Annotated in this window: 25 protein-coding genes and 1 other annotated feature; of the genes, 3 read left to right on the top strand and 22 right to left on the bottom strand. The window is 53.5% G+C overall.

Annotation, left to right across the window (positions count from 1 at the left end):
- Window positions 1-27 precede the first annotated feature (27 nt).
- The 4 genes from FPZ49_RS15175 to FPZ49_RS15160 all read right to left on the bottom strand — a co-directional run bounded on the left by FPZ49_RS15175 (window position 28) and on the right by FPZ49_RS15160 (window position 3,411).
- The gene (locus tag FPZ49_RS15175) at window positions 28-945 is read right to left on the bottom strand and encodes a ComEC/Rec2 family competence protein (RefSeq protein ID WP_144848109.1); all 918 of its coding nucleotides are present in this window, start codon (window positions 943-945) and stop codon (window positions 28-30) included.
- A gap of 95 nt (window positions 946-1,040) precedes the next feature.
- Window positions 1,041-1,553, bottom strand: coding sequence for a deoxycytidylate deaminase (locus tag FPZ49_RS15170; RefSeq protein ID WP_144848107.1), 513 nt, complete (start codon window positions 1,551-1,553; stop codon window positions 1,041-1,043).
- A 15-nt stretch (window positions 1,554-1,568) separates the two neighbouring features.
- On the bottom strand, window positions 1,569-2,861 hold the full coding sequence (locus FPZ49_RS15165) for a homocysteine synthase (RefSeq protein ID WP_144848105.1): 1,293 nt from the start codon (window positions 2,859-2,861) through the stop codon (window positions 1,569-1,571).
- 97 nt (window positions 2,862-2,958) lie between these two features.
- Window positions 2,959-3,411: a ComEA family DNA-binding protein gene (locus tag FPZ49_RS15160; RefSeq protein WP_261381424.1), complete on the bottom strand. Its 453-nt coding sequence runs from the start codon at window positions 3,409-3,411 to the stop codon at window positions 2,959-2,961.
- A 185-nt stretch (window positions 3,412-3,596) separates the two neighbouring features.
- Between FPZ49_RS15160 and comER the strand changes: the two genes are divergently transcribed.
- On the top strand, window positions 3,597-4,430 hold the full coding sequence (gene comER / locus FPZ49_RS15155; protein WP_144848101.1) for a late competence protein ComER: 834 nt from the start codon (window positions 3,597-3,599) through the stop codon (window positions 4,428-4,430).
- A gap of 95 nt (window positions 4,431-4,525) precedes the next feature.
- Here comER and leuS read toward each other — a convergent pair whose 3' ends face one another.
- The 11 genes from leuS to FPZ49_RS15105 all read right to left on the bottom strand — a co-directional run bounded on the left by leuS (window position 4,526) and on the right by FPZ49_RS15105 (window position 14,113).
- Window positions 4,526-6,976, bottom strand: coding sequence for a leucine--tRNA ligase (gene leuS / locus FPZ49_RS15150; protein WP_144848099.1), 2,451 nt, complete (start codon window positions 6,974-6,976; stop codon window positions 4,526-4,528).
- Window positions 6,977-7,030: 54 nt separating this feature from the next.
- Window positions 7,031-7,265 (bottom strand) — a binding site (T-box leader).
- Between the two features lie 407 nt (window positions 7,266-7,672).
- On the bottom strand, window positions 7,673-7,768 hold the full coding sequence (locus tag FPZ49_RS36405; RefSeq protein ID WP_222429912.1) for a putative holin-like toxin: 96 nt from the start codon (window positions 7,766-7,768) through the stop codon (window positions 7,673-7,675).
- A 134-nt stretch (window positions 7,769-7,902) separates the two neighbouring features.
- Entirely contained in the window at window positions 7,903-8,694 is a 792-nt protein-coding gene (locus FPZ49_RS15145) for a class I SAM-dependent DNA methyltransferase (RefSeq protein ID WP_144848097.1), read from the bottom strand.
- Window positions 8,695-8,759: 65 nt separating this feature from the next.
- Window positions 8,760-9,662: a CvfB family protein gene (locus FPZ49_RS15140; RefSeq protein ID WP_144848095.1), complete on the bottom strand. Its 903-nt coding sequence runs from the start codon at window positions 9,660-9,662 to the stop codon at window positions 8,760-8,762.
- Window positions 9,659-10,003 carry a ribosome silencing factor gene (rsfS, locus tag FPZ49_RS15135; protein WP_144848093.1) on the bottom strand — a complete coding sequence of 115 codons (345 nt, stop codon included), beginning with the start codon at window positions 10,001-10,003 and terminating at the stop codon, window positions 9,659-9,661. The genes FPZ49_RS15140 and rsfS overlap by 4 nt, the downstream gene beginning before the upstream one ends.
- Before the next feature lie 27 nt (window positions 10,004-10,030).
- Entirely contained in the window at window positions 10,031-10,606 is a 576-nt protein-coding gene (gene yqeK, locus FPZ49_RS15130; protein ID WP_144848091.1) for a bis(5'-nucleosyl)-tetraphosphatase (symmetrical) YqeK, read from the bottom strand.
- Entirely contained in the window at window positions 10,596-11,183 is a 588-nt protein-coding gene (locus FPZ49_RS15125; protein WP_144848089.1) for a nicotinate-nucleotide adenylyltransferase, read from the bottom strand. Before FPZ49_RS15125 ends, yqeK begins: the two co-directional genes overlap by 11 nt.
- 22 nt (window positions 11,184-11,205) lie before the next feature.
- On the bottom strand, window positions 11,206-11,499 hold the full coding sequence (gene yhbY / locus FPZ49_RS15120; protein ID WP_144848087.1) for a ribosome assembly RNA-binding protein YhbY: 294 nt from the start codon (window positions 11,497-11,499) through the stop codon (window positions 11,206-11,208).
- A gap of 39 nt (window positions 11,500-11,538) precedes the next feature.
- The gene (gene aroE, locus FPZ49_RS15115) at window positions 11,539-12,408 is read right to left on the bottom strand and encodes a shikimate dehydrogenase (protein ID WP_144848252.1); all 870 of its coding nucleotides are present in this window, start codon (window positions 12,406-12,408) and stop codon (window positions 11,539-11,541) included.
- 33 nt (window positions 12,409-12,441) lie between these two features.
- Entirely contained in the window at window positions 12,442-13,569 is a 1,128-nt protein-coding gene (gene yqeH, locus FPZ49_RS15110) for a ribosome biogenesis GTPase YqeH (RefSeq protein ID WP_144848250.1), read from the bottom strand.
- Between the two features lie 10 nt (window positions 13,570-13,579).
- The gene (locus FPZ49_RS15105) at window positions 13,580-14,113 is read right to left on the bottom strand and encodes a YqeG family HAD IIIA-type phosphatase (protein WP_391563825.1); all 534 of its coding nucleotides are present in this window, start codon (window positions 14,111-14,113) and stop codon (window positions 13,580-13,582) included.
- A 124-nt stretch (window positions 14,114-14,237) separates the two neighbouring features.
- Between FPZ49_RS15105 and FPZ49_RS36400 the strand changes: the two genes are divergently transcribed.
- On the top strand, window positions 14,238-14,327 hold the full coding sequence (locus FPZ49_RS36400) for a putative holin-like toxin (RefSeq protein WP_261381423.1): 90 nt from the start codon (window positions 14,238-14,240) through the stop codon (window positions 14,325-14,327).
- 187 nt (window positions 14,328-14,514) lie between these two features.
- Here the strand turns inward: FPZ49_RS36400 and FPZ49_RS15100 are convergent, their stop codons facing one another.
- The 7 genes from FPZ49_RS15100 to FPZ49_RS15070 form a co-directional block, all read right to left on the bottom strand.
- Window positions 14,515-16,743, bottom strand: coding sequence for a transglutaminase TgpA family protein (locus FPZ49_RS15100; RefSeq protein ID WP_144848083.1), 2,229 nt, complete (start codon window positions 16,741-16,743; stop codon window positions 14,515-14,517).
- A gap of 3 nt (window positions 16,744-16,746) precedes the next feature.
- Window positions 16,747-17,982, bottom strand: coding sequence for a DUF58 domain-containing protein (locus tag FPZ49_RS15095; RefSeq protein WP_144848081.1), 1,236 nt, complete (start codon window positions 17,980-17,982; stop codon window positions 16,747-16,749).
- Window positions 17,983-17,985: 3 nt separating this feature from the next.
- On the bottom strand, window positions 17,986-18,945 hold the full coding sequence (locus FPZ49_RS15090) for an AAA family ATPase (protein ID WP_144848079.1): 960 nt from the start codon (window positions 18,943-18,945) through the stop codon (window positions 17,986-17,988).
- A gap of 250 nt (window positions 18,946-19,195) precedes the next feature.
- Window positions 19,196-19,561: a stage V sporulation protein AE gene (gene spoVAE / locus FPZ49_RS15085; RefSeq protein WP_144848248.1), complete on the bottom strand. Its 366-nt coding sequence runs from the start codon at window positions 19,559-19,561 to the stop codon at window positions 19,196-19,198.
- Between the two features lie 9 nt (window positions 19,562-19,570).
- Window positions 19,571-20,584 carry a stage V sporulation protein AD gene (spoVAD, locus tag FPZ49_RS15080; protein WP_144848078.1) on the bottom strand — a complete coding sequence of 338 codons (1,014 nt, stop codon included), beginning with the start codon at window positions 20,582-20,584 and terminating at the stop codon, window positions 19,571-19,573.
- Window position 20,585: 1 nt separating this feature from the next.
- A complete protein-coding gene (spoVAC, locus tag FPZ49_RS15075; RefSeq protein WP_144848076.1) occupies window positions 20,586-21,065 on the bottom strand; it encodes a stage V sporulation protein AC in 480 nt (159 codons plus the stop codon).
- A 25-nt stretch (window positions 21,066-21,090) separates the two neighbouring features.
- Complete coding sequence (locus FPZ49_RS15070; protein ID WP_186445844.1) at window positions 21,091-21,951, bottom strand: DUF421 domain-containing protein; 861 nt, start codon at window positions 21,949-21,951, stop codon at window positions 21,091-21,093.
- A 169-nt stretch (window positions 21,952-22,120) separates the two neighbouring features.
- Between FPZ49_RS15070 and FPZ49_RS15065 the strand changes: the two genes are divergently transcribed.
- Window positions 22,121-22,327, top strand: a complete 207-nt coding sequence (locus FPZ49_RS15065) for a DUF1657 domain-containing protein (protein WP_144848073.1) — start codon at window positions 22,121-22,123, stop codon at window positions 22,325-22,327.
- Window positions 22,328-22,492 lie beyond the last annotated feature (165 nt).

The raw sequence follows: 22,492 nt of genomic DNA, 5'->3' as shown, positions 1-22,492 counted from the left end.
TTTTTTTCAATTTTTATGGCGCTATTTTCAATCCATTTGGTGACCGACACCAATGGCGATAAGGTAATACGTCTCTCGTGCCAAGCCTAATCTCCTAAGCAGCCAAAGGATGCAGCCTAAAAAAATTGCCACATTGAGTCCCGAGATGGCAATGATGTGCGTCAGACCTAGCTGCGAAAAGAGGTCAAACTGCTTCGGATCGATCTCATCCGTGATGCCGATCAGCATGCCTTTCATAAATCCGCTTTGGTCCTGCGGGAACAGTGTTTCTACCTGCTCTGAGAGGTCTCTCAGCCGGTCGTTCCAGCGGAGCGGCAGCCATAGGCCCCACTCCCCCTGGCCTGGAGGGGTGACGTGAACGGAGCCGAGTCCTTTGGCGTTGACCTGCCAGTGCACCCGCTGGTAGAACAAATAACGGCGATAATCGAAGCCGCCGAAGTTTCGGGCTTCCGCCGGAGGCTTCAAGGTGCCCGAGAGCACGATTCGATCGCCTCGCTGCCACCCCTTTGCAGCATCCTGCTCCTCCTTTTCCAACAGTCGGATCGACAGCTGCAGCCTTTCTCCCTCTGCGCTAACGGGCGTCACACTGCCATCTCCAGCATCGATATTAACAGCTGCAGCTTGGAGGCTGACTCGATCCCCATCGACCGTTACAGGGGTTAGGATCCGTCCAGAGAGCCGCACCTCCGCCTCGTCCCTTTCCCCTATGGAAATCGCCGACACGTTATGACGAGTGGTTTCGCCATACCATCCGGCCGCCCCAGTGATGATCAGTGCACCCAGAAGCAGCATTTTACCGGCCGGTTGAAACAGAAGCACCGCGCAGCCCAGCACGCCCGCTCCGAGTGTCAGGTACAGCGTAAACCAGGGGCTTGGCCACACCAAGGCCAGTACATAGCCGAGTACGAAACAAAGGGCCACTCCGGCTACCGGTCTATCGTTCATCCCATGTCCTCCTTGCTAATTTAACAATAAGCACGCAAAAAAACCTCTACCCGCTGTGTGCGAATAGAGGTTCTTCCTCATCGATTCCTTTATAGTTAATTGCGGACTTCCGCGATCGTTCCCGCCGGGGGCTCATAATGCTCCAGCTGCCGGAATTTCAGCTGCCGCTGCTCCATGAGCGCGTTCACCTTCTCGCTGTCTTTGGGATACGAGCGATGAAAGACGATTTCAACAATCCCGCTGTTCGCCAGCATGTTGGCACACGTCCAGCACGGTTGGTCGGTTACATAGACGACGGAGCCTTCGCGGTCTTCGCGGTCCGTAAACAGCAGCAGGTTCTGCTCCGCGTGAATCGTCCGGATGCAACGCTGCTTTTTGACCACCTGCTCTTCTCCGTCCTGCTTCACCAGCTCAAATTCCTCCACCAGCATGCAGCCGGCCTCCGAGCAATCCGGAACTCCCATCGGCGCGCCGTTATAGGCCGTACCCAGCAGCTTTTTTCCTTGTACGAGCACGGCGCCCACATGCCGTCTGCTGCATTGTGAACGGGTTGAGGCCATATAGGCCATGTCCATAAAGTAAGTATCCCAATCCTTGCGTGCTGTCATGATGCGTATGCTCCCTTACTTTTGGCTGGCTCGAATCGCTTGATCTAAGTCATGAATAATATCGTCAATCGCTTCCGTACCGATGGACAACCGGATCATCCCCGGCGTTACGCCTACGGCCACTTGTTCTTGCTCGGTTAGCTGTTGATGCGTCGTGCTGGCCGGATGAATAATGAGCGACTTCGAATCGCCGACGTTGGCCAGATGCGAGAACAGTTGGACGGCGTCGATCACCTTGCGCCCGGCGTCCACACCGCCCTTGATTTCAAAGGTCAGGATGGCGCCTTGGCCTTTCGATAAATATTTTTGCGCCAGGTCATACGATGGATGGCTCGGCAGGCCCGCGTAATTGACAGACGCCACGTCGGGATGCTGTTCAAGGAATTGAGCGACCTTGAGCGCATTCGAGCTGTGCCGCTCCATCCGCAAATGCAGCGTTTCCAGCCCTTGCAGCAGCAGGAACGAGTTGAACGGCGAGATCGACGCCCCCATGTCGCGAAGCAGCTGCACCCGCGCTTTAATGATATAAGCGACCGGCCCGACCGCTTCGGTGTAAACTACGCCATGGTAGCTCGGATCCGGCGTCGTAAGACCGGCAAATTTCCCGCTAGCCGACCAATCGAAACGGCCGCCGTCTACGATTACGCCGCCGATCGAGGTACCGTGTCCGCCGATAAATTTGGTCGCGGAGTGCACCACTATATCTGCGCCATGCTCGATTGGGCGGCAGAGATACGGGCTCGGAAACGTGTTATCGATAATAAGCGGAACGCCATGATCGTGCGCGATGGAGGCGACGGCGGCGATATCCAGCACATCCCCTCTCGGGTTGCCGATGCTCTCGGCATATACCGCCTTTGTTTTCGGTGTAATCGCCTGGCGGAAATTATCCGGATCGCTTGGATCTACAAAATGAACCTTGATCCCGAGCTTTGGCAGCGTAATGGCAAACAAATTATACGTGCCGCCGTAAAGGCTGGCAGAGGAGACAATTTCATCGCCGGCTTCGGCAATATTTAAGATGGAATAAGTGATAGCGGCTTGTCCGGAAGCGGTGGCTAACGCGGCTAATCCGCCCTCCAGAGCGGCCACGCGCTTTTCGAACACGTCGGTCGTCGGATTCATAATGCGGGAGTAGATGTTGCCGAATTCTTTCAATGCAAATAAGTTGGCTGCATGCTCAGAATCGCGGAACCCATAGGAAGTCGTTTGGTAGAGAGGTACTGCACGGGATAGCGTGGTAGGATCGAGCTCTTGTCCGGCATGGACAGCCAGTGTTTCCAAAGCAAGCTTGCGTTCGTCAGACATGTAATAAGCCTCCTTAAAAATAGCATAAAATGGTATCATTTCTCTCTTATTCTCGCATATTTGCAGCAAAAACGAAAGTTTTATCCCATGAATCGAGCTAGGGCTCAACGGTAAGGAGCTGAGACAGCTGTTCAAGCGATTTTTCGCCGATGCCTTTGACCTCCAGCAGTTGGTTGACCGATTGAAACCTGCCTCCCAGTTGTTGCCTCATTGCAATGATCGCTTGCGCTCGGCTTGCTCCGATGCCAGGCAGCGCGTCCAGCTGCTGTGCGGTGGCTGTGTTCAAGTTGATTTTGACTGAGGGCGCTTGTTTAACATCGGGTTCCGGCTTCGCAGACAGTTCGGCCCCACGCTTGGGCTCAGGTTTGCTCACAGCTTCGGGTGCAGTCTCCGGTGCTTTTACCGCCTTCCGCGCTTCTTGCTCCTGCAGCATGGCTAGCATGTCCTCATTCGCATTTTTCCACCCCGCCATCTCTTCCGCAGGCTCCCAAGGCTGCCAAAAAAGCAGCGCACAAAGACACCCGATCATCACTACAGCTGCTATGTTCAAAAGCTTGTTCTTTTCCAGCGACCGCAGCGTCATTTTGGTTTTATTTTGGTAATTTATGCATAATCCCCCTTCCATCGCATACCTATTTTAAGAAGGCTGCACCTCTACGTACCTCAATGCACTTCTTGACCGATGCCTTTCGAGTAAAAATGTTGCTATCGCAAAAACTCTTGGGAGTGATGGTTATGCGAGTAGGATTCATTGGAACTGGCAGCATGGGCAGCATTCTCATCGAAGCATTCATCCAATCCGGAGCACTCAATCCGGAGCAAATTGTGGCCACCAACCGCACAATCAGCAAAGCCGAACGTTTGGCCGAAACCTATGCGGGCCTTCAAGTCGCCCGTTCCAATATGGAAGTCGCATCGCTCTCCGACCTGCTGTTCTTATGCATCAAGCCCAGTGAATTCAAAGCCGTCCTTGACGATATCGCCAACTCCGTCGATTCCTCTAAGCTCATCGTCTCCATTACCAGCCCCGTGCTGATCCGGCATTTAGAGGAATTGCTCCCCTGCAAAATCGCCAAGGTCATCCCGAGCATCACTAATTATGTGCTGAGTGGAGCTACCCTTTGCATTTACGGTGACCGATTCACGCCCGAGGATAAGGAGCTGCTGGAAAATATGCTCTCGCATATCAGCGCACCGATCCGTGTCTCCGAGCAATATACCCGGATCTCCTCCGACCTGTCGAGCTGCGGTCCGGCCTTCCTGGCCTACTTCGTCCAAAAGTTCGTCGAGGCCGCTGTAGCGGAGACCGGCATCTCCGAAGAGGAAGCGACGCAGCTCGCCAGCGAAATGACTCTCGGTACCGGCAAGCTGCTGACCACCGGAGGCTTCTCCCCCGCTTCGCTGCAGAAACGCGTATCGGTTCCAGGCGGCATTACCGCCGAAGGACTCCGTATAATGGAAAAAGAGCTGTGCGGCGTCTTTTACGACTTGATCCGCACAACTCATTCCAAATACGAAGAAGAAGTGGAAAAGGTGGAAGCCCGGTTATTCGGGACCCAAGTCGATTAACGCGATGCTTTCACGTCTTTTCCTTATGAACCGCATGAACGCCTATGGGCGCTTTCGTGCGGTTATTTGTTTAGTTAGCTGAGGCTGCTCTTGCTCTAGCCCACCACGATATTAACCAGCTTGCCTTTTACTACGATGATTTTTCGGACGGATTTGCCGGCCATAAGCTCTTTCACTTTATCCAGACCCAGCGCTAAGTCCTGCATGGACGCTTCATCTGCTTCGGCTGCGATCGTAGCACGCTCGGCAATTTTACCGTTCACCTGGATCACGATCTCCACTTCGTTATCGACGGTCCAAGCCTCATCGAATACCGGCCAGTTCACATACGTAACCGACTCGGAATGACCCAGCTTCTCCCACAGCTCTTCCGCCAAATGCGGAGCCAGCGGGGACAGCAGCTGTACGAAGTTCTCCATCGCTGCTTTTGGCAGACGATCCGTTTTGTATGCTTCGTTGACGAAAATCATCAGCTGGCTGATCGCGGTATTGAAGCGCAGCGCCTCGAAATCTTCCGTCACCTTCTTGATGGTGCGGTGCCAGATCCGCTTGAACGCCTCGCTGCCCGTGATCTCGTCCGCGCTGATCTTTTCGCTGAGCGAGCCGTCCTCGCTAACGAACAAGCGCCATACGCGATTCAGGAAGCGGTACGTACCATCGACGCCATTGGTGTTCCAAGGCTTCGTCGCTTCCAGCGGTCCCATGAACATTTCGTACATCCGCAGGGTATCCGCCCCTTGGGCATTTACGATTTCGTCCGGGTTAATGACGTTGCCGCGCGACTTACTCATCTTCTCCATGTTCTCGCCCAGGATCATCCCTTGGTTCACGAGCTTGTAGAACGGCTCCTTCGTCTCCACTACACCGAGATCGTACAGCACCTTATGCCAGAAACGCGCATAGAGCAGGTGAAGTACGGCATGCTCGGCGCCGCCGATATACAGATCGACCGGCAGCCATTTACGCTGCAGCTCCGGCGAGCAAAGCGCGTCACTGTTCTTCGGATCAATGAACCGCAGGTAGTACCAGCAGCTGCCCGCCCATTGCGGCATCGTGTTCGTCTCACGGCGTGCTTTCATGCCGGTTTCTGGATCCACCGTGTTCACCCAGTCGGTGACGTTGGCCAGAGGCGATTCGCCGGTACCGGACGGCTGGATTGCGTCGACATCCGGAAGCAGCAGCGGCAGCTGATCGACCGGAACGGTCTTCATGGTGCCGTCCTCCAGATGAAGGATCGGAATCGGCTCGCCCCAGTAGCGCTGACGGCTGAACAGCCAATCGCGCAAGCGGTACGTTACCTTGCCTTGACCTTTGCCGTTCGCTTCCAGCCACTCGATCATCTTGCTGATCGCCTGCTCGTTGTTCAAGCCGTTCAGGAAGTCGGAGTTCACATGCGGTCCGTCGCCGGCAAACGCTTCTTTCGTCAGATCGCCGCCCTGCACAACCTCAATGATTGCGATGTCGTACTGTTTAGCGAACTCCCAGTCGCGTTGGTCATGCCCTGGCACCGCCATGATCGCTCCCGTACCGTAGCCGGCGAGCACATAGTCGGCAATCCAGATCGGCGTTCTTGCGCCGTTAACCGGATTGACAGCGTAAGCGCCCGTAAACACGCCCGTTTTCTCTTTGGCCAGGTCGGTACGCTCCAGATCGCTCTTGCGTGCTGCGCGCTCCTGGTATTCCTTCACTGCTGCGGCCTGCTCCGGCGTGGTGATGCTGGAAACCAGCTCATGCTCCGGCGCCAGTACACAATAGGTCGCGCCAAACAGCGTATCCGGACGCGTCGTGAACACCTTCAGGCCCTCACCTTCCTGGCCCTCAATGGCAAACGTCACTTCCGCGCCTTTCGATTTGCCGATCCAGTTGCGCTGCATATCTTTGATGCTTTCGGACCAATCAAGCTCCTCCAGATCCTCCAGCAGACGCTCAGCATACTCGGTAATTTTGAGCACCCACTGGCGCATCGGCTTGCGGATAACCGGATGGTTGCCGCGCTCGCTTTTGCCGTCGATGACTTCTTCATTCGCAAGTACGGTGCCCAGCGCCGGACACCAGTTCACCGGCACTTCATCTACATAAGCGAGCCCTTTGTTATACAGCTGAATGAAAATCCACTGCGTCCACTTGTAGTAGTCCGGGTCGGTCGTGCTGATCTCGCGATCCCAATCGTACGAGAAGCCCAGCGACTTGATTTGACGGCGGAAGTTGTTGATGTTCTTGATCGTAATTTCACGCGGGTGCTGCCCTGTATCCAGCGCGTGCTGCTCCGCCGGCAGCCCGAACGCGTCCCAGCCCATCGGATGAAGCACGTTGTAGCCGCGCATTCTTTTATATCGGGAAACGATGTCCGTAGCGGTATAGCCTTCCGGATGGCCTACATGAAGCCCGGCGCCCGACGGATACGGGAACATATCCAGTGCATAAAACTTCGGCTTGCTGTCATCCTCCAGCACCTTGAAGGTTTTGTGCTCATCCCAATACTTTTGCCACTTGGGCTCAATAACTAATGGGTTATACCCCTGCTGCTCTCTGTTGTCCTGCGTCATCTTAACCTATGCCTCCTTCAATTCATGCAAAAAAGCCCCTCATCGCTAGCAAACGCTAGGGACGAGAGGCTTGAATTCCCGTGGTACCACCCTAGTTGATCTCAGGCATGCTTTGCCCAAAACCCACTCAAGCCCCTTAACGCGGGGTCGACGATCCGGCTCGGGATGCACGCATCCTTCACCTTCTGGCTCCAAGACGAGTTCGCTGCTCCATTTACCGGCTTCCACCCTTACAACCGGCTCTCTGAAAAATGGGAATCAAGCTACTACTTCCTGTCACTGCCTTTGAAAAAGTATCCAACTTATGCTTCATTATATGAAAAACTTGCAATGAAGTCAATTCTAGAATCCTTAGTAGCGTCTAGGCAGAAACCCTTTTCATAACCCGAAGGTTACGATGCTTTCTTGCTGACCATACTCTGTAATAAGCTTCTTTATTTCAAGGGATGGTCGACCGATGAGAGGATTACTGAATGGACTCGCCTTATCGCTCCCCCTCTGGGGAATGCTCTTGTGCCTAGCTCAACTCGTGCTGCGATGGATGTGAGGAAGTGCTGTTCAAGCGGTTGGTTGTATGTTAAAATGTTAAAAAGACCAAGTGCAGCGAACACTTGGCCTATACAACCGGCTTGGATGGATTTTCCTTCTGAGCATGTCAGAAAACCCACCTTCGGCGGTCAACCTTGGGGTGGGTTTTTACTTTCGCTTATAATTATTAGCGATGTAGGTTAAAAGTGCGATGATCAATGCGGCAAAGGAGATCATGATGTGCAGCGCATCTTTCACTTCCATGGCTTCACCTCCTTTCCGAGGGGATAAGCCTCATCAGAAGGAAAACCATGCCCACCCAAGATTCAGTTGTACAAGCTCAGTATACCTCATTTTACCATTTACAACAAGAACAAATGTTCCTGTTTTTTATGTGCCTATTTCACCGCTATAAAAAATGCCCGCTCCGTGTCCTCCGTCGGCTTCTTCCAGCTAAAGTCTGCGAAGGCGTCGACTTCTTTGAAGCCCACCTCCCGCAAAAGCGCCTCCACCTGTTTAAGCGGATACGCCCGCTGGACATGCATCTCTTCCACCCGCTGGAACCGATCGGTCTGCGCATCGTCCGATCCGAAGTCGGTTACGCCTTCCTTGAAGAAGATCGTCAGCGCATGCTCAATCTCACACCGCCCCGGATCGAATTCGCTCGTCCAGATATAGGCGATATCATCCTCATTCAAGAGGAACGGCTGTGATTCAGCATAATGGCGCAGCTGCCGCGGCGTATGCATGTCGAAAAGGAATACTCCGCCTTCCGCCAGCCCCTCATACACTTGTCGAAACGTTTGCTCCAGATCCTCCGCCTCCAGCAAATAGTTCATGCAATCGCAGAAGGAGATCACCGCATCCGCTGGCCGCCCGATCTCCCACTCGCGCATATCCTGCTGCAGCCAAGTTATGCTGCCTCCAGGCTGGAAAGGCGTACGCCGCTGCGCCTCGGATGCTTTTTGCTCCGCGACAGCCAGCATGTCCTCCGACAGGTCGATGCCGATCACCTCGTACCCGAGCTTGGCCATCGGAATGGCGATGCTGCCGGTTCCGCAGCCCAGATCGACCACGGTTCGCGGCGAACCATACTTATCCCAGCACTGCTGGGCAAATCGGAGCCATTCGTCATAGGGCATGTCCTCCATCAAGCGGTCATACAAATACGAAAATTGCTCATAAGCCATCGGCCCCAGCCTCCTCTACTTTTACTTTTCGATGCTCCTACAAAAAACGAAGGCCGGAACCCGAATTAAGCTTCGGAACCCGGCTGCTTGTCGTCTTTTTTCAAATAAGTCCAGCTGCTTTCCTGATACACCAGACCTTCCTTCATCAGCTTGCCCAGAGCACGTTTGAATGCCGACTTGCTCATGCCAAACCGCTTCGTAATCAGGTCCGCCTCCGTTTGATCCGAATACGGCATGGCCCCGTTCGGCCGCTCCTTCAAAAACGTCAGAAGCTTGTCCGCATCTTCATCCCGGCCGACTTCCTTACTCTCCCTCATGGAGCAGTTCACGTTGCCGTCTTCGCGCACGAAGGTCACTCGCACTTCCACGCTCTCCCCCAGCCTGAGCAACCGGGTCCGCTCTGTCGAGTGAATGAGTCCGATCGCCCCGAACCCGAGCACGCCGCCTTCACAGACGACGAAAGTTCCCATCTGCAGCGGCTTATAGACGCGCGCCTGCACTTTCTGATTCCGCCAGCTGTCCGGCGCACGGAAGCATAGCGGCTTCAGCTGATCTTCCCCCGCTACCTTGGCTACCAGTCTTCCTTGACGGTCATGTGCCAATTCGACGAACACTTTGTCCCCTACAACCGGACGCAGCTCATCGAATTCAGGCAGCTCCCGGTAGGGCAGCAGCAGGTGACGCCCCAGCCCCATTTCCAAAAAGCAGCCGAAGCGCGGATGGATGTCCACAACTTCCAGCAGCGCCACCTCGCCAAGCGTGATGAGCGGCTTGCGTCTTGTTGCGGTCAGCCGATCCTCTGTATCGAAGTACAAAAAGACCTCCACCTCATCGCCAGGCTTGATTTCTCCTTGAACTTCGGTGTAATGAATAAGTACTTCCTGTTCTCTGTCGGTCAAAAAGTAGCCGTGCGGCGAGACTTCTCTCACCACGATTAGCTTTTGTACCGTGCCTGCCGTCAGACTCATACCCGTTCAACTACTTTCGCGTCGGACCACAGCCGTTCGATGTTGTAATACTCCCGATCGTCGCGGTGGAATACGTGTGCCACCACATCGCCCAGATCGACCAGCACCCAACGGGCGGTGTCCATGCCTTCCAGGCCGCGGACACGCGCGCCGTTTTCCTCGGCACGTTTTTTAATTTCGGTTGCAATCGCCTGCACCTGAATTTCCGAGTTCCCGTGACATATCACGAAATAATCGGAAATCAGCGATACCCCGCGCAAGTTCAGGGTGATCAAATTCATGGCTTTTTTATCATCAGCCGCATCGACTACTAGAGCCATCAGCTCATCCGGTTGTATCATCTAGGTTCCTCCCCTAATCTCTTCTTCCTAAGCTTCCTGCGCCTCCAGCTCCTCAATCAGACCGTTGCGAGCCTCCAGCGTCAGCGGATAAATCCGTTTTCCTTTCTCCAGCAAAAATCGGATCGTCCCATCAAATCCCTCAATCAGTGCTCTCTCTAAACTATGTTCAGCCTTTTCACGAATATTATTCACACCCGGAAAATCTCGCCCAGGCTCCATATAATCCGCAAGGCACACCACTTTATCGAGCAGCGTCATCCGGCGCCGGCCGGACGTATGATACCGAATTGCATCGAGCACTTCCTCATCCGTCACTCCGTACCGCTCCGTCGCAATCCAAGCACCGGCGTGCGCATGCCACAGCTCTTTGTCATAGTCGAGCAGATCGGCCGGCAGTCCGTTATCCCGAATGACCTTCGCCTGCTCATCCACGCGCCAGAACTTGCACACATCGTGCAGAATTGCCGCCAGCTCCGCTTTCACGGGATCCGCTCCGAAGCGTTCCGCCAAAATGACCGATGTGGCCATCACGCCTTGAACATGTGCCCAGCGCTTCTCCGGCATCTGCGAACGAACGGATTCAATGATCTCTTCACGCGTCATACAGCTGATTCACCTCGATATACTCATTTACCCGATCCGGCACCATATAGCGGACCGATAGGTTCATCGCTCTACGCTCACGGATCATCGTGGAAGACAGTTCAATCTGAGGCATGCGAACCATCAGCAGCGACTCACGAATCTTCTCCGGCAGCTCGTTCACTCCGGGATCAAAGCCAGGCCGCTCCAGCCCGACGAACGTAACCAGCTTTACTAACTCATCGATTTTGAACCATTTGGGCAAATACCGCACCATATCCGCACCGATAATATAGTAAAAATGATACTCCGGATACTGTTCACACAGCATGGTGACCGTTTCGATACTGTACGAGACGCCGCCCTTGCGCAGCTCGAAATCGGTCGCCCGAAATTTCGGATGCCCTTCTACAGCCAGAGAAACCATATCAAGCCGCTGCTTGGGGGTAGCCCCCGGCGTTTGCTCCTTGTGAGGCGGAACATTCGTCGGCATAAACCAAACCTCATCCAGCCCCGCTTCCTCGCAAACGCTTTGAGCCGCCAGCAGATGTCCGATATGTACGGGATCAAAGGTGCCTCCCATTAAGCCCACCTTCATCCTGATCACCTCTTTATGTTCATTACACCGGCAATACGATGGTTTTGTGGTCTTGGGACTCCTTGTACAGCACGATCGTTCGACCGATCACCTGCACCAGCTCCGAGCCGGATTCTTCCGCAATCTGCACGCCGAGCTCTTTCGGATCCTCCAGCGTATTGTTCAAGACGGAAATTTTCATCAGCTCGCGCACTTCAATCGCTTCATTGATATGACGGATCAGATGATCGTTGATCCCGCCTTTGCCGACTTGAAAAATCGGGTTCAAATGATGCGCCATCGAACGCAAGTAACGTTTTTGTTTACCTGTAAGCATGTGTAGTTCTACCTCTATTCATTATGTAAAAGTTAAAAGTTAATGTGCCGCCTCGGCGAAGGAACGCTCCACGACGTCCCGCATCGCTGCGATCGGAGCCGGTTGTCCGGTCCAATATTCAAAGGCATACGCCCCTTGATAAATAAACATACCAAGACCGCTGTGGATGACCGCGCCGCGCAGGTCCCGGGCTTGCTGCAAAAATTTGGTAATGATCGGGTTGTACACCAAATCGCTTACTACGGTGTCTGCTTGAATGAGCGAGGTGTCCATCGGTACCTCATCCACGTTAGGGTGCATGCCGACCGAGGTGTTGTTCACGATCAGTGCGACGTCCCCCGTCACTTTAGCGATGTCCTCAAGACCGATCCCGGATGCGCTGCAAAAAGAGGACATGGAATGCGCCAAATCATCCGCCTTCCCCCGCGTCCGATTGGCAATGTAGATGTGCTCCGCGCCTTCCTTGGCCAAAGCGTAGCCTACACCGCGAGCCGCTCCCCCCGCGCCGACCATCAGCACCTTGCGGCCTTTCAGGCTGATGCTGGTTTCTTCCTTCAAAGAACGGACATACCCGATGCCGTCCGTATTGTAGCCTATTAATCGACCGCCTTCATTCACTATCGTATTCACGGCACCGATCACTTGTGCACCCTCGTCAATCTCGTCCAAGTACGACATGACTTCCAGCTTGTGTGGTATCGTTACATTGACACCGCGAAATTGCAGCGCCCGAATGCCGGCCACCGCGTCCTTGAGCGTCCCGGGCAAAATGTGAAACGCGCCGTAAGCGGCATTGATGCCCGCCGCCTCGAATGCGCGATTCAGCATGATCGGCGACTTCGAATGACGAATCGGATCTCCAAAAACACCGTAAAGTATCGTGTGACTATCCAGCTTATGCGTCCCCATGCTCATGCTTTTTCCCCTCTCCCGTTTCAAGCGCTAAATCAGTGATTCTCTGACGGCTACCTTGACCCCTTTAGGCACATGAATGGCCAGATCGGCTCCCGCTGCACTGTTGACCTTGACCCAGCCCAGTCCCGAGATGGATACGTCCACATTGCCGCCTTTTGGAACGCGGATCGGATGCTTGGTCAGCTTGGGCAATAGCTCCAATTCGTCCTTCGTCGGCGGAGACAGCAGCTCGCCCTTGTGCTCCTCATACAGCTCGTCCGCCCGCTCCAGCTTGGTACGATGTGCCTGAATCGCGTTCGTAACATAGAAGGTAAACGACTGGCGCTCTCCCTGTACAAAATCAAAGCGTACCAAGCTGCCAAAAAAGATCGTCTGCTTCTCGTTCAACTGAAACACAAGCGGCTTAATCGGCTTATCCGGCATGAGCTTCATCAAATCTTTTTTACCGACCAATTCGGTTAACCGATGCTTGTAGACAATCCCCGGCGTATCGATGATGGACGTACCGTCATCCAGCGGAATGCGCACCAAATCCAGTGTCGTGCCCGGATATTGCGACGTCGTAAGCTCCGCATCCAAATCGCTGTAATCCCGGATCAGCCGATTGATCAGCGTCGACTTGCCGACGTTCGTTGCCCCAACGACATAGATGTCTCTTCCATCGCGGTGCTCATCCAGCACTTCCAGAACGCGCTCGAAGCCCATGTTGCGTTTGGCCGAGCACAGCACAACCTCGACGACCTTGAGGCCTGCTTCCTTCGCTTGCCGCTGCACCCAGTTGACAATGCGATTAAAGTTCGTCACTTTAGGCAGCAGGTCGATTTTGTTCACGACGAGCACAATCGGGTTGTTCCCCACAAAGCGGGCGAGACCCGAGATCAGGCTTCCTTCAAAGTCGAAAATGTCGACGATATTGACGACCAGCGATTTTGTAGCGCCTACATGCGTAAGCAGCCTTAAAAAATCGTCCTGATTCAATGTGATGCTGGACGATTCATTGTAATTTTTGATGCGAAAGCAGCGCTGGCATATGATCGGCTCACGCTGGAGCGCTTGCTCCGGTACATACCCCAGCTGCCCGCTGTCCTCCGTTTGCAGCTTGACGCCGCAGCCGGCACATCGTTGTTCGTCATTTCGTTCCTCTTGCCTTGCCATCATTTGTTTCCTACCTTTTCATCATACTTAGCGCCGCTTTTTCCAATCTCCGGTTCACCTTCGTAAAAAAGCCTTCATCCGCCAAAGAGATCGGGCGAACCAGCACCGTGTACAATCCCATCCGATTGCCTCCGAGCACGTCCGTGAGCATTTGATCCCCGATCACCATGGTCTCCCGGGCAGTTAAATTCATCATTTGCAGCGCTTTGCGAAATGATGCACTGGTTGGTTTCTTGGCTCTATAAATGAAAGGCAGGGACAGCGGCTCCGCAAATTTGGACACCCGGTGGCGCTGGTTGTTGGATACGATTACAACCTGAAAGCCCAGCTGCCCGACCACCTTGAGCCAATCCATCAGCTCCGGCGTGGCCAGCGGCGCTTTCGCTCCCACCAGCGTGTTGTCCAAATCCGTAATGATACCGCGATATCCCTGCTCATACAATGCGTGGAGATCGATTTCATAAATCGAGTTGACCTGTTGGCGCGGAATTAGCTTATTCAGCAAAGCGTTCACCTCGTAAGAACTTTGGGCTATATAGGACAAACTATACCATATCTGCCCTTTTTGTTGCAAAACGGGTTTTTGGTCAAACTTTGAAACTAGGATATAACCGTAAAACAATAGAATGGCTTAAGAGGGCGGTCGGCTATCTCCCACGAAGGAAGGGATGCCTATAGAGATCTATCAAGCGTTAACCTTAATGTTCATGTTTGGCATGTTCATTCTGGCGTTGCTGAGTTATCTCAAAAAGAAATAGACCGCCCTAGTCAAGGAAAACGGTCTAATCTCTAACGTATTCGCTTGGAAAAGCCACCGCCCTTAAAAGCGGCTATTGTACATCACAGTGAATGTTCCAGCATTTGCTGTGCTGTTTTTATTATATCTTTATCCTAGCATAATTAATCCAAAAATTTCAAACTTTTTAGATATAAGATTGCTGTGCCTCACATCTGCGCCCGCAGCTTTTCCACGATCTGTGTCGTTTGCCGCAGGTCATCCTCCGTCACATCGGACTTGCCATACTTGGCCTTCTCAAACATGAGCAGCACGGTATCCAGCTCCGATGTCATCCACTTGCTTTGCTTGGTCCATCGCCGCACCGCTTCCCGCAGCGTCTCATGCTCTTCTCTCACGTAGCCGTTGCGACGGAAAATGCGGAGCAGACGCTCGCACTCCACGATGATTTTCTGCTTCAGCTGCAGCGCTCGGCGGCGGCGTACCCGCTCCTGGATCAGCTCCAACGCTTGGAATTTCCAGGCCATATATGCGAGCAATGCCAGCAGCACCACGGATCCACCGGTCCAAACAACATGCTGAGCTTGAATTCCGATGCCTGCCGCTTCCGCATCCGCCGTCAGATCGGCAGGTACCGTGGAAGTATCGATAGCAAGCTCCGGTTCAGGGACGGTCCGAGGGAGTACAAAACCGGCCGTCGGCTCGAACGGAATCCAACCGAACCCGGCAAAATAGATTTCCACCCACGAGTGCGCATCAGCGTTCCTGACGGTGTATACACCGGCCGCATCCGGATCGATTAAGCCTTCATCCGGTACTAAGCCACCCAACATATCCTCATTCATCGCGGATGTCCCGGAAGCGTAGCCCTTCACCCAACGTGTAGGCAAGCCCAAGGAACGCGCCATCACAGCCATCGCCGAGGAGTAATAGTCGCAGTACCCTTCTTTAATCTCAAACAAAAAGCGATCGACGAAATCCCGGCTGTGCCCTTTGCTAAGATCCGGTTTATTCGTATAAGGGTAAGTCTTCTGCAAATACTGCTCGAGCTTTTTCGCCTTCTCGTAAGGACTTACCGCATCCTTGGTAATATCAGCAGCAAGCTTACGAACACGATCCGGCAAATTGCCAGGCAGCTGCAAAAATTCCTCCATACCGGTACTGGCAGGCTCTGCAGGGAGCTTAAGCAGCGCATCTTCATCGATTACCGGCACTTGGGAGACGATGGTGTATGTCTTAGGGTACGGATTACGTTCATTGAATTTCAGCTCCGATTGCGGAGCCGACCATTGCATCGCATCGAAGCCGGTTTTGGCTCCGTTCACGTCCGTTACCCGAGATACGGCGTACGCCCCGAACAGCACGGGATAATGCTGCTCCGTCAGCATCGTCACCGTCTGTGTAACCTCCACGGTCTTCGGCTTGCTGGCCGGCTGACGCGGATCCGCCGTAACCGGGTTATCCGGCCGAACAGCGGTCGAAGCCCCACGCTTTTCGCTATCGCTTTCATCCCAGCCTTTGCCGGTATAGAGTGAACGCGTCTCACCACGCCAGTACCCGCGATGAGTCGTATCCACCGTCATGACCGGCGTATAATCGAACTGGAAGCCGCCGCCGAGACTCGCATCACTGCGGCTGTACCCGGAGGAGGAATCGTATTCAGACGCGATTGCTGTCACTTGTACGCCTTTGCCGGTCGTGAAATTCATCGGCTCGCCGCGGAGCTGCCGCCATGCCGTATACGGGTCGGTCACCACCGGTCCGATCTCGGGCATTAACGCCCCTAGGAACACAGTTAAGCTGATCAAGCTGATGACCGGCACAGCGATGGATGCCGGATAATCGGCAAAGCGGCTCCATGCCGCCGGGTCTTTACGGCGGAGCTTTTGAAAATGGCATAAAATCAAAAGAAACAGTCCACAGCAAACCATCATCGCCACTTGCGGCCATAAGTACACGGTCGAGAACGAATCGCGAATGCATAGCGCCAGGACGCTGACAATCAGCAATGCGTATATTCGCCACTTCACTTCGACTAACCAAATGGCGGTTAAGTATAGGACCCAGGCTCCAAGAGCGAACCATAAATACGGCGTAAGCTCATAGAGGTTCAGAAACAGCTTGGAGGATGCAAAGCTTTTCAAGGGCATCGAACGGATAACCTTATAATGCTCCAGCACCAATACGTTGATCGTAACGATAGTCACAAGCTGAACCGCTCCGCGAAGCAGCCAATGCAGCTTCGGGATATGCTCGAATACGGCTGTAGCGAGCAAGGTCAACTGAACGATCAGAATCGTCTCAGGCAGCCAGAAATTGTCTTCCTTAGCAATCCAGTAAGTAAATTGCAGCAGGAATATTCCGCACAGCAGTACCGTCAGCCGATGCGGCCAATCTTGCCACAGGAGACGGCGCCAAAAGGTCATTTCGTCATTCATCGGTCAACGCCCTCCTAACTGTGCCGGCAGCTCCGACAGGGACTGGATCGCGTAACCGGTAATTCCTCTTGACTGAAGCTGCTTGATCCATGACTCCTTACTGCTCGCATCTTGCAAAATCCAGAGGTGGCAAGGGTTCATCTGCTGCTGCTTCAGCCAAAGGAGCAGCTGAAGCATCGATTCGCCGAACACGGGACTGATCAGTGTAATAAAGCTGCCCGGGACCAGATGCTGAATCTTCTCCCTCAGCACTTGACGAATCGAATAGAATCCGTCCGCCTCCACGTCGATGAGGTGCTGCTGCACCGCATTTTGCTGGCTTTGTCCAGGACGCGGCTCAAAAAATACATCATCCGCCCCGCTCGAAACCATACCGAACGAAAGCCCGCGATGCGAGCCGTACTGGAATAGCGACGCGGCCGCTGAGACCGCCAGTTCAAACTCGTCGTCGGTGTATGCTTTGGCCGAACGGTCCAGCACCAGATACGATTTCGGCAGCGACTCGCGCTCGAACTCCTTGGATTTCCACGTCCCTGTCTTGGCTGTCGCGTTCCAGTGGATCCGAGAAATTCGATCACCGTAAATATACTCCCGCACACCGTTGATCTGCGTCGTTTCGCGAACGGCCTGCGTGGTGCTGGAATGATGATTGGTGCCCTTCATCATATGATGAAACTGCTGCCATTCCCGAATCGGCACGGTAAGCGGAAGCACCGAAACGCTCTGCGGCAGCTCCAGTGTTCCTTTGTGCTCGAATAGGCCGAAAATATCCTCCGTCACACACTCCGTTCGGCCGAAGAAGTAATGCCCCCGCCGCATGGCCGGCGTCTTGAATTCCCATTCCGCCCGCCGACGCCAATCCGGTACGACGGTCACCTCGAAGGTCAGCTCACGGCCGCTTTTATGATACAGCCGGTCCTTCACGAAAATGTACGGCATCGGCCAAAAGCCAGGAATTTGCAGCTGAATGGTAACGGCCAGCGAGCTTCCCGCCTCCAGCGTTGATCCGAATTCAATATTGTTCAATGTCCGAACGCCTTGTGTACGCTTAATGCCGCTCCACTGTCCCAGCAGCAAATAAATACTTAGGATCGAAATGATAACGAACAGCATGAATGCCAGCTTCCCGCCCTGGAATAAGAAAAATCCCAGACAACCCAAAAAGGTAAGGAGTACAGCCCAAAATTTGCGGCTGAACCGCGGGCGTTCCGCGAGCTTATGGGCGAAGGAAGTTCTCATAGGTCACTTCTCCCAACGAACAGGCACTTTCACCTGTTGAAGCACGCTGTGAAGCACCGACTGTACCGTGGCCCCTTCCATTCTCGCCTCCGCCTGCAGCAAAATCCGGTGACCCAGCACATAAGGAGCCAAAAATTTAATGTCATCCGGAATGACATAGTCCCGCTCTTGCAGCAGTGCGTAGGCTTTGGCCGCCATGACAAGCGCTAAGGTTGCCCGCGGGCTGGCGCCAAGATAAATTAAAGGATGCTCTCTAGTCAGCCGCGTAATCGAAACCAAGTAACCGGCGACCGCCTCATCCAGATGCACCTGCTTTACGAGCTGTTGAATGCCGAGAATTTGCTCTACTTCGGCTACAGGCTCAAGCGAATCCAGTGGATGGGCAACGCTTTGCGAGATAATCATGCGGGTCTCGGTCTGTTCATCCGGGTAGCCTAGGCTGAATTTCATCATAAATCGGTCTAGCTGCGCCTCCGGCAAAATGTAAGTCCCCTCAAAATCGATCGGGTTTTGCGTAGCAAGCAGCAAAAACGGCTTCGGCAGCTCATGCGTTTCGCCGTCTACCGTGATGTGTCGTTCTTCCATCGCCTCTAGCAGCGCGGATTGGGTCTTCGTCGTGGCGCGATTGATTTCGTCCGCAAGCAAAATGTTGGTCATGATCGGACCCGAACGGAACATGAACACTTCATCTTTAGGGTGATATATGGAAACCCCGGTAATATCGGTTGGAAGGAGGTCAGGGTTACACTGAATGCGTCGGAATTGGCCGCGGATGGACTTCGCAAGGGCTTTGATTAGGACCGTCTTCCCTGTCCCGGGCACATCCTCAAGAAGAACGTGGCCTCCGGCCAGCATGGCGGTGATGAGCAGCTTGATCTCATCGGTTTTGCCGAGGATACATAATTCCAAATTCGCCTGAATCCGCTTCAGCGCTTGTACATCTTCTCTAATCATCGTCTCCATCGTCCGTTCCTCCTTGATATTGTAGGCCTAATGACGGTGCTGTGCGAGGTAAAAAATGAGGAAAGTTGTCGTTTTGCAACCGCTTTCGATAATAAAAAGTTAGCTGCTTAACTTATATTTTACAGGATTAGAAAAACGGAGTATACGTGTAAAACTGCTGAATTTGTTTGTAAAATTACACATTACAGCTAAAAAAGCCCCGGTTTTCAGCCCGGAGCCCTAGCTTTCTTACATTGACGCTGCTTTTGTGTCATCCTTGAGGCTTAAAGACTAGCGCTGCCAGGAAGGAGAAAATGATCGCCGCGGAGATACCCGCGCTCGTCACCTCGAAGATCCCGGTAATAATACCGATCGGGCCGTGCAGCTTCAGCTCGCTCAAAGCTCCGTGCACCAGCGCATTGCCGAAGCTCGTGATCGGAACGGTGGCTCCGGCTCCGGCAAACTCGATGAAGCGGTCGTACAAGCTTTTTTGCCCGATCACGATGCCATCCACGACTGCCCCGGCCACGACCAACACGCTCATCGTATGCGCCGGCGTTAATCGCATCACATCAATCAACAGCTGACCGATCACACAGATCGCCCCGCCGATGACAAACGCCCAAACAAACTGCATCCAGTCCACTTATTGTCCCCCGCTTTCTATGACGACCGCATGGGCGATTCCCGGAATGCTCTCGCCTTGCTGAAAGGATAACGGCGACAGCAGCGCCCCGGTGGCGACGACCAGCACTCGCTTCAGCTCGCCTTTTTTGATGCGTTTCAAAATGTGCCCATACGTTACGGTCGCCGAGCAGCCGCAGCCGCTGCCTCCAGCCTGAACATTTTGATTTTCCCGGTCAAAAATCATCAATCCGCAATCATTATAGGTTGTTTGCTTAATGGGGATATTGTGCTTCTCCAGCAGGTCGCAAGCAATATTGTACCCCACGTACGCCAAATCACCGGTAACGATCAGGTCGTAGTCCCCCGGCTCCCGGTTAAAATCCCGAAAATGCGCCTGCAGCGTATCGACAGCCGCCGGAGCCATCGCCGCGCCCATGTTGAACGGGTCCTTGATTCCCATATCGATCACGCGGCCAATCGTTGCACCTGTAACAACGGGGCCATCACCCTCTGGGCCGATGACGGCTGCCCCTGCCCCAGTTACCGTAAATTGTGCGGAGGGAGGCTTCTGAGAGCCATACTCCGTCGGGTAACGGAACTGCTTCTCTGCCGTACAGTTATGACTGCAGGTGCCGGCCATCACATGCTTGCCGAAGCCGGAGTCCACGATCAATGAAGCGACCGCGAGCCCTTCCATCGAGGTAGAGCAAGCGCCGAAAATGCCGAGATACGGAATTTGCATCGAGCGGACCGCAAAGCTGTTGCTGATGATTTGATTCATCAAGTCGCCGCCAACATAGAACTGAATATGTTCCTTGCTCAGCTTGGCGTTTTCGATCGCGATTTTGGCCGCTTCCTCGAGCATTTTTTTCTCCGCTTTTTCCCAGCTGTCTTGTCCGAGCTTCGTATCCGAGTGCACGATATCAAACTCGTTGCCCAGAGGGCCCTTTCCCTCATCGGGACCGACCACTGTCGCCGTTCCCAGGATGACGGGCCGATTCGTAAACTCCCAGCTCTGATATCCCTTCAGCATCTCACTTCACCCCAATCCCAAACACGAGATGAACGAGCCCAACAATAAAAGCGGCTACCGTCCCATACACAATCACCGAGCCGGCCAGCTTGAACATGTTGCCCCCGACGCCAAGTACAAAGCCTTCGCTCTTATGCTCCAGCGCTGCGGAACAGAGCGAGTTGGCGAAGCCGGTTACCGGTACCGCCGAGCCTGCCCCTGCCCACTGGGCGATTTTGTCATATACTCCGAACGAGGTCAGAATGACAGAGATCAAAATCAGCACAGCTACGGTCGGATTTCCCGCGGTTTTATCCGTAAAACCGAACCAATGCTTAAACATCTCGCTGATCGCCTGTCCCAATAAGCAGATGAAGCCGCCGGATACAAAGGCTCTCATGCAGTTTCGGAACACGGGTCGGGCCGGCTCCCTTTTTTTCGCCATTTCTTGGTATTCCTGCTGGGTCCAGGTTAGCTTCTTCATCTTCGCTTTCGTTGACATACTGGCTACCCCCTTAACCGTAACTTTATCGTTTCAACAGCGGCGTGACTTGCTCAATCACGTTTTCAAGCTGCAGCATGCACCGTTCGTATAAGCGCTTGGGCTGCTCGCTATCGGTGGCCAGTCCGTAGAGCGCTAGGTCGGCTTCGCATTTTTTTAATGTTGCCAGCAGCAGCCGCTTTTGGGAAGGCTCGGGTACTTGCAGCATGTCGTCGTATAGATCCACGGTGAGCTGTCCGTACGTATCGACTTGTCCGATGAATACATTCTCCAAGGTTACGCCTATTTTCTCCAATTCCGTTTGCAGCCATTCTCGGCTCAGCCCTCGGGTAGCCAGCGGCTCGTCCATGATGTTTCCGTCGATAATAACTGCCTGCGACTCCTGCTCTGGTGCGGTTTTTACCCCCAAATGCTTCGGCGTCAGCGGCTGATTCTCTTTCTTCAATAAGACACTGAGATCACCGCTGGATTCTAAGATCGCGAATTCGACGTCGGCCAGGTTGAATACATTCTTCGTTCTTAACTGCTCCAACAGCTCATCCGCGGTGTACCGTTCCTTCTTCAAATTATCCTCCAGCACCTTGCCTTCTTTAATAAACACTGTCCCCGTGCCCTCGAACCATTCCCGCAGCTTCTTACTTTTTAATGCCAAAAACTCGAACGTGTACGGGATCAAGAACCACACCAGCATCGCCGTGACGCCATGCATAAAATGAGCTTCCAAATCGGTTGAGATAAAGCCCGCCAGTTCGCCCAGCGCAATGCCTGTAATGTATTCAAAAAAGGTAAGCTGTGAAATTTGTTTCTTTCCCAGGATACGGGTCATGGTAAAAAGAATCGCAACCGCCGCTACCGACCGCACCCCGATATGTGTCCACTCCGGCAATACGCTCACTCCTTCCTCCGAATGGAAACTGATGTTGTTGACCACGCCTCGATGATTGCCGTATGAATTCAATTATTTGTAGAAAAGGAGCTGGTTATTTGTTGGTTAATATTGTCATTCATTAGTCCAAACCTGTTGGCGCACATTATCATGCGTGGAGGTGAGAACAATGACCGTTGCATCCCAGGTAAAAACCACTTTGGCTTCGTTAAAAAGCGCACAGGCGAGCCTAGAAACGTTCGCCTTAGGCACCCAAAATCAGGAAGCCAAGAGTTTATTCGAAAATTGCGCCAAGCAAACACAGCAAATTGTTGATCAAGTGAGCTCACGCGTGCAGCAGCTCGAGAGCGAGGAGCCGCAGTACAAAGGGTTCTAAGCCCGTCGGCCACTCAAAAACAAAAGCAGCCCTGTTCTCCGGCTCTGGAGAGAGGGCTGCTTGCATTGCTCAAAATAACATCATGCACAGAATCACCAGAAGAATAAACAGCACCAAAAGCAGAAGCAGCATCGCATTTTTTCCCATTTCAAGATAACCCCCATC

This window comes from Paenibacillus cremeus, assembly GCF_007786445.1.
GTDB lineage: Bacteria > Bacillota > Bacilli > Paenibacillales > NBRC-103111 > Paenibacillus_G > Paenibacillus_G cremeus.
This window is presented reverse-complemented; position numbering and strand designations above follow the sequence as displayed.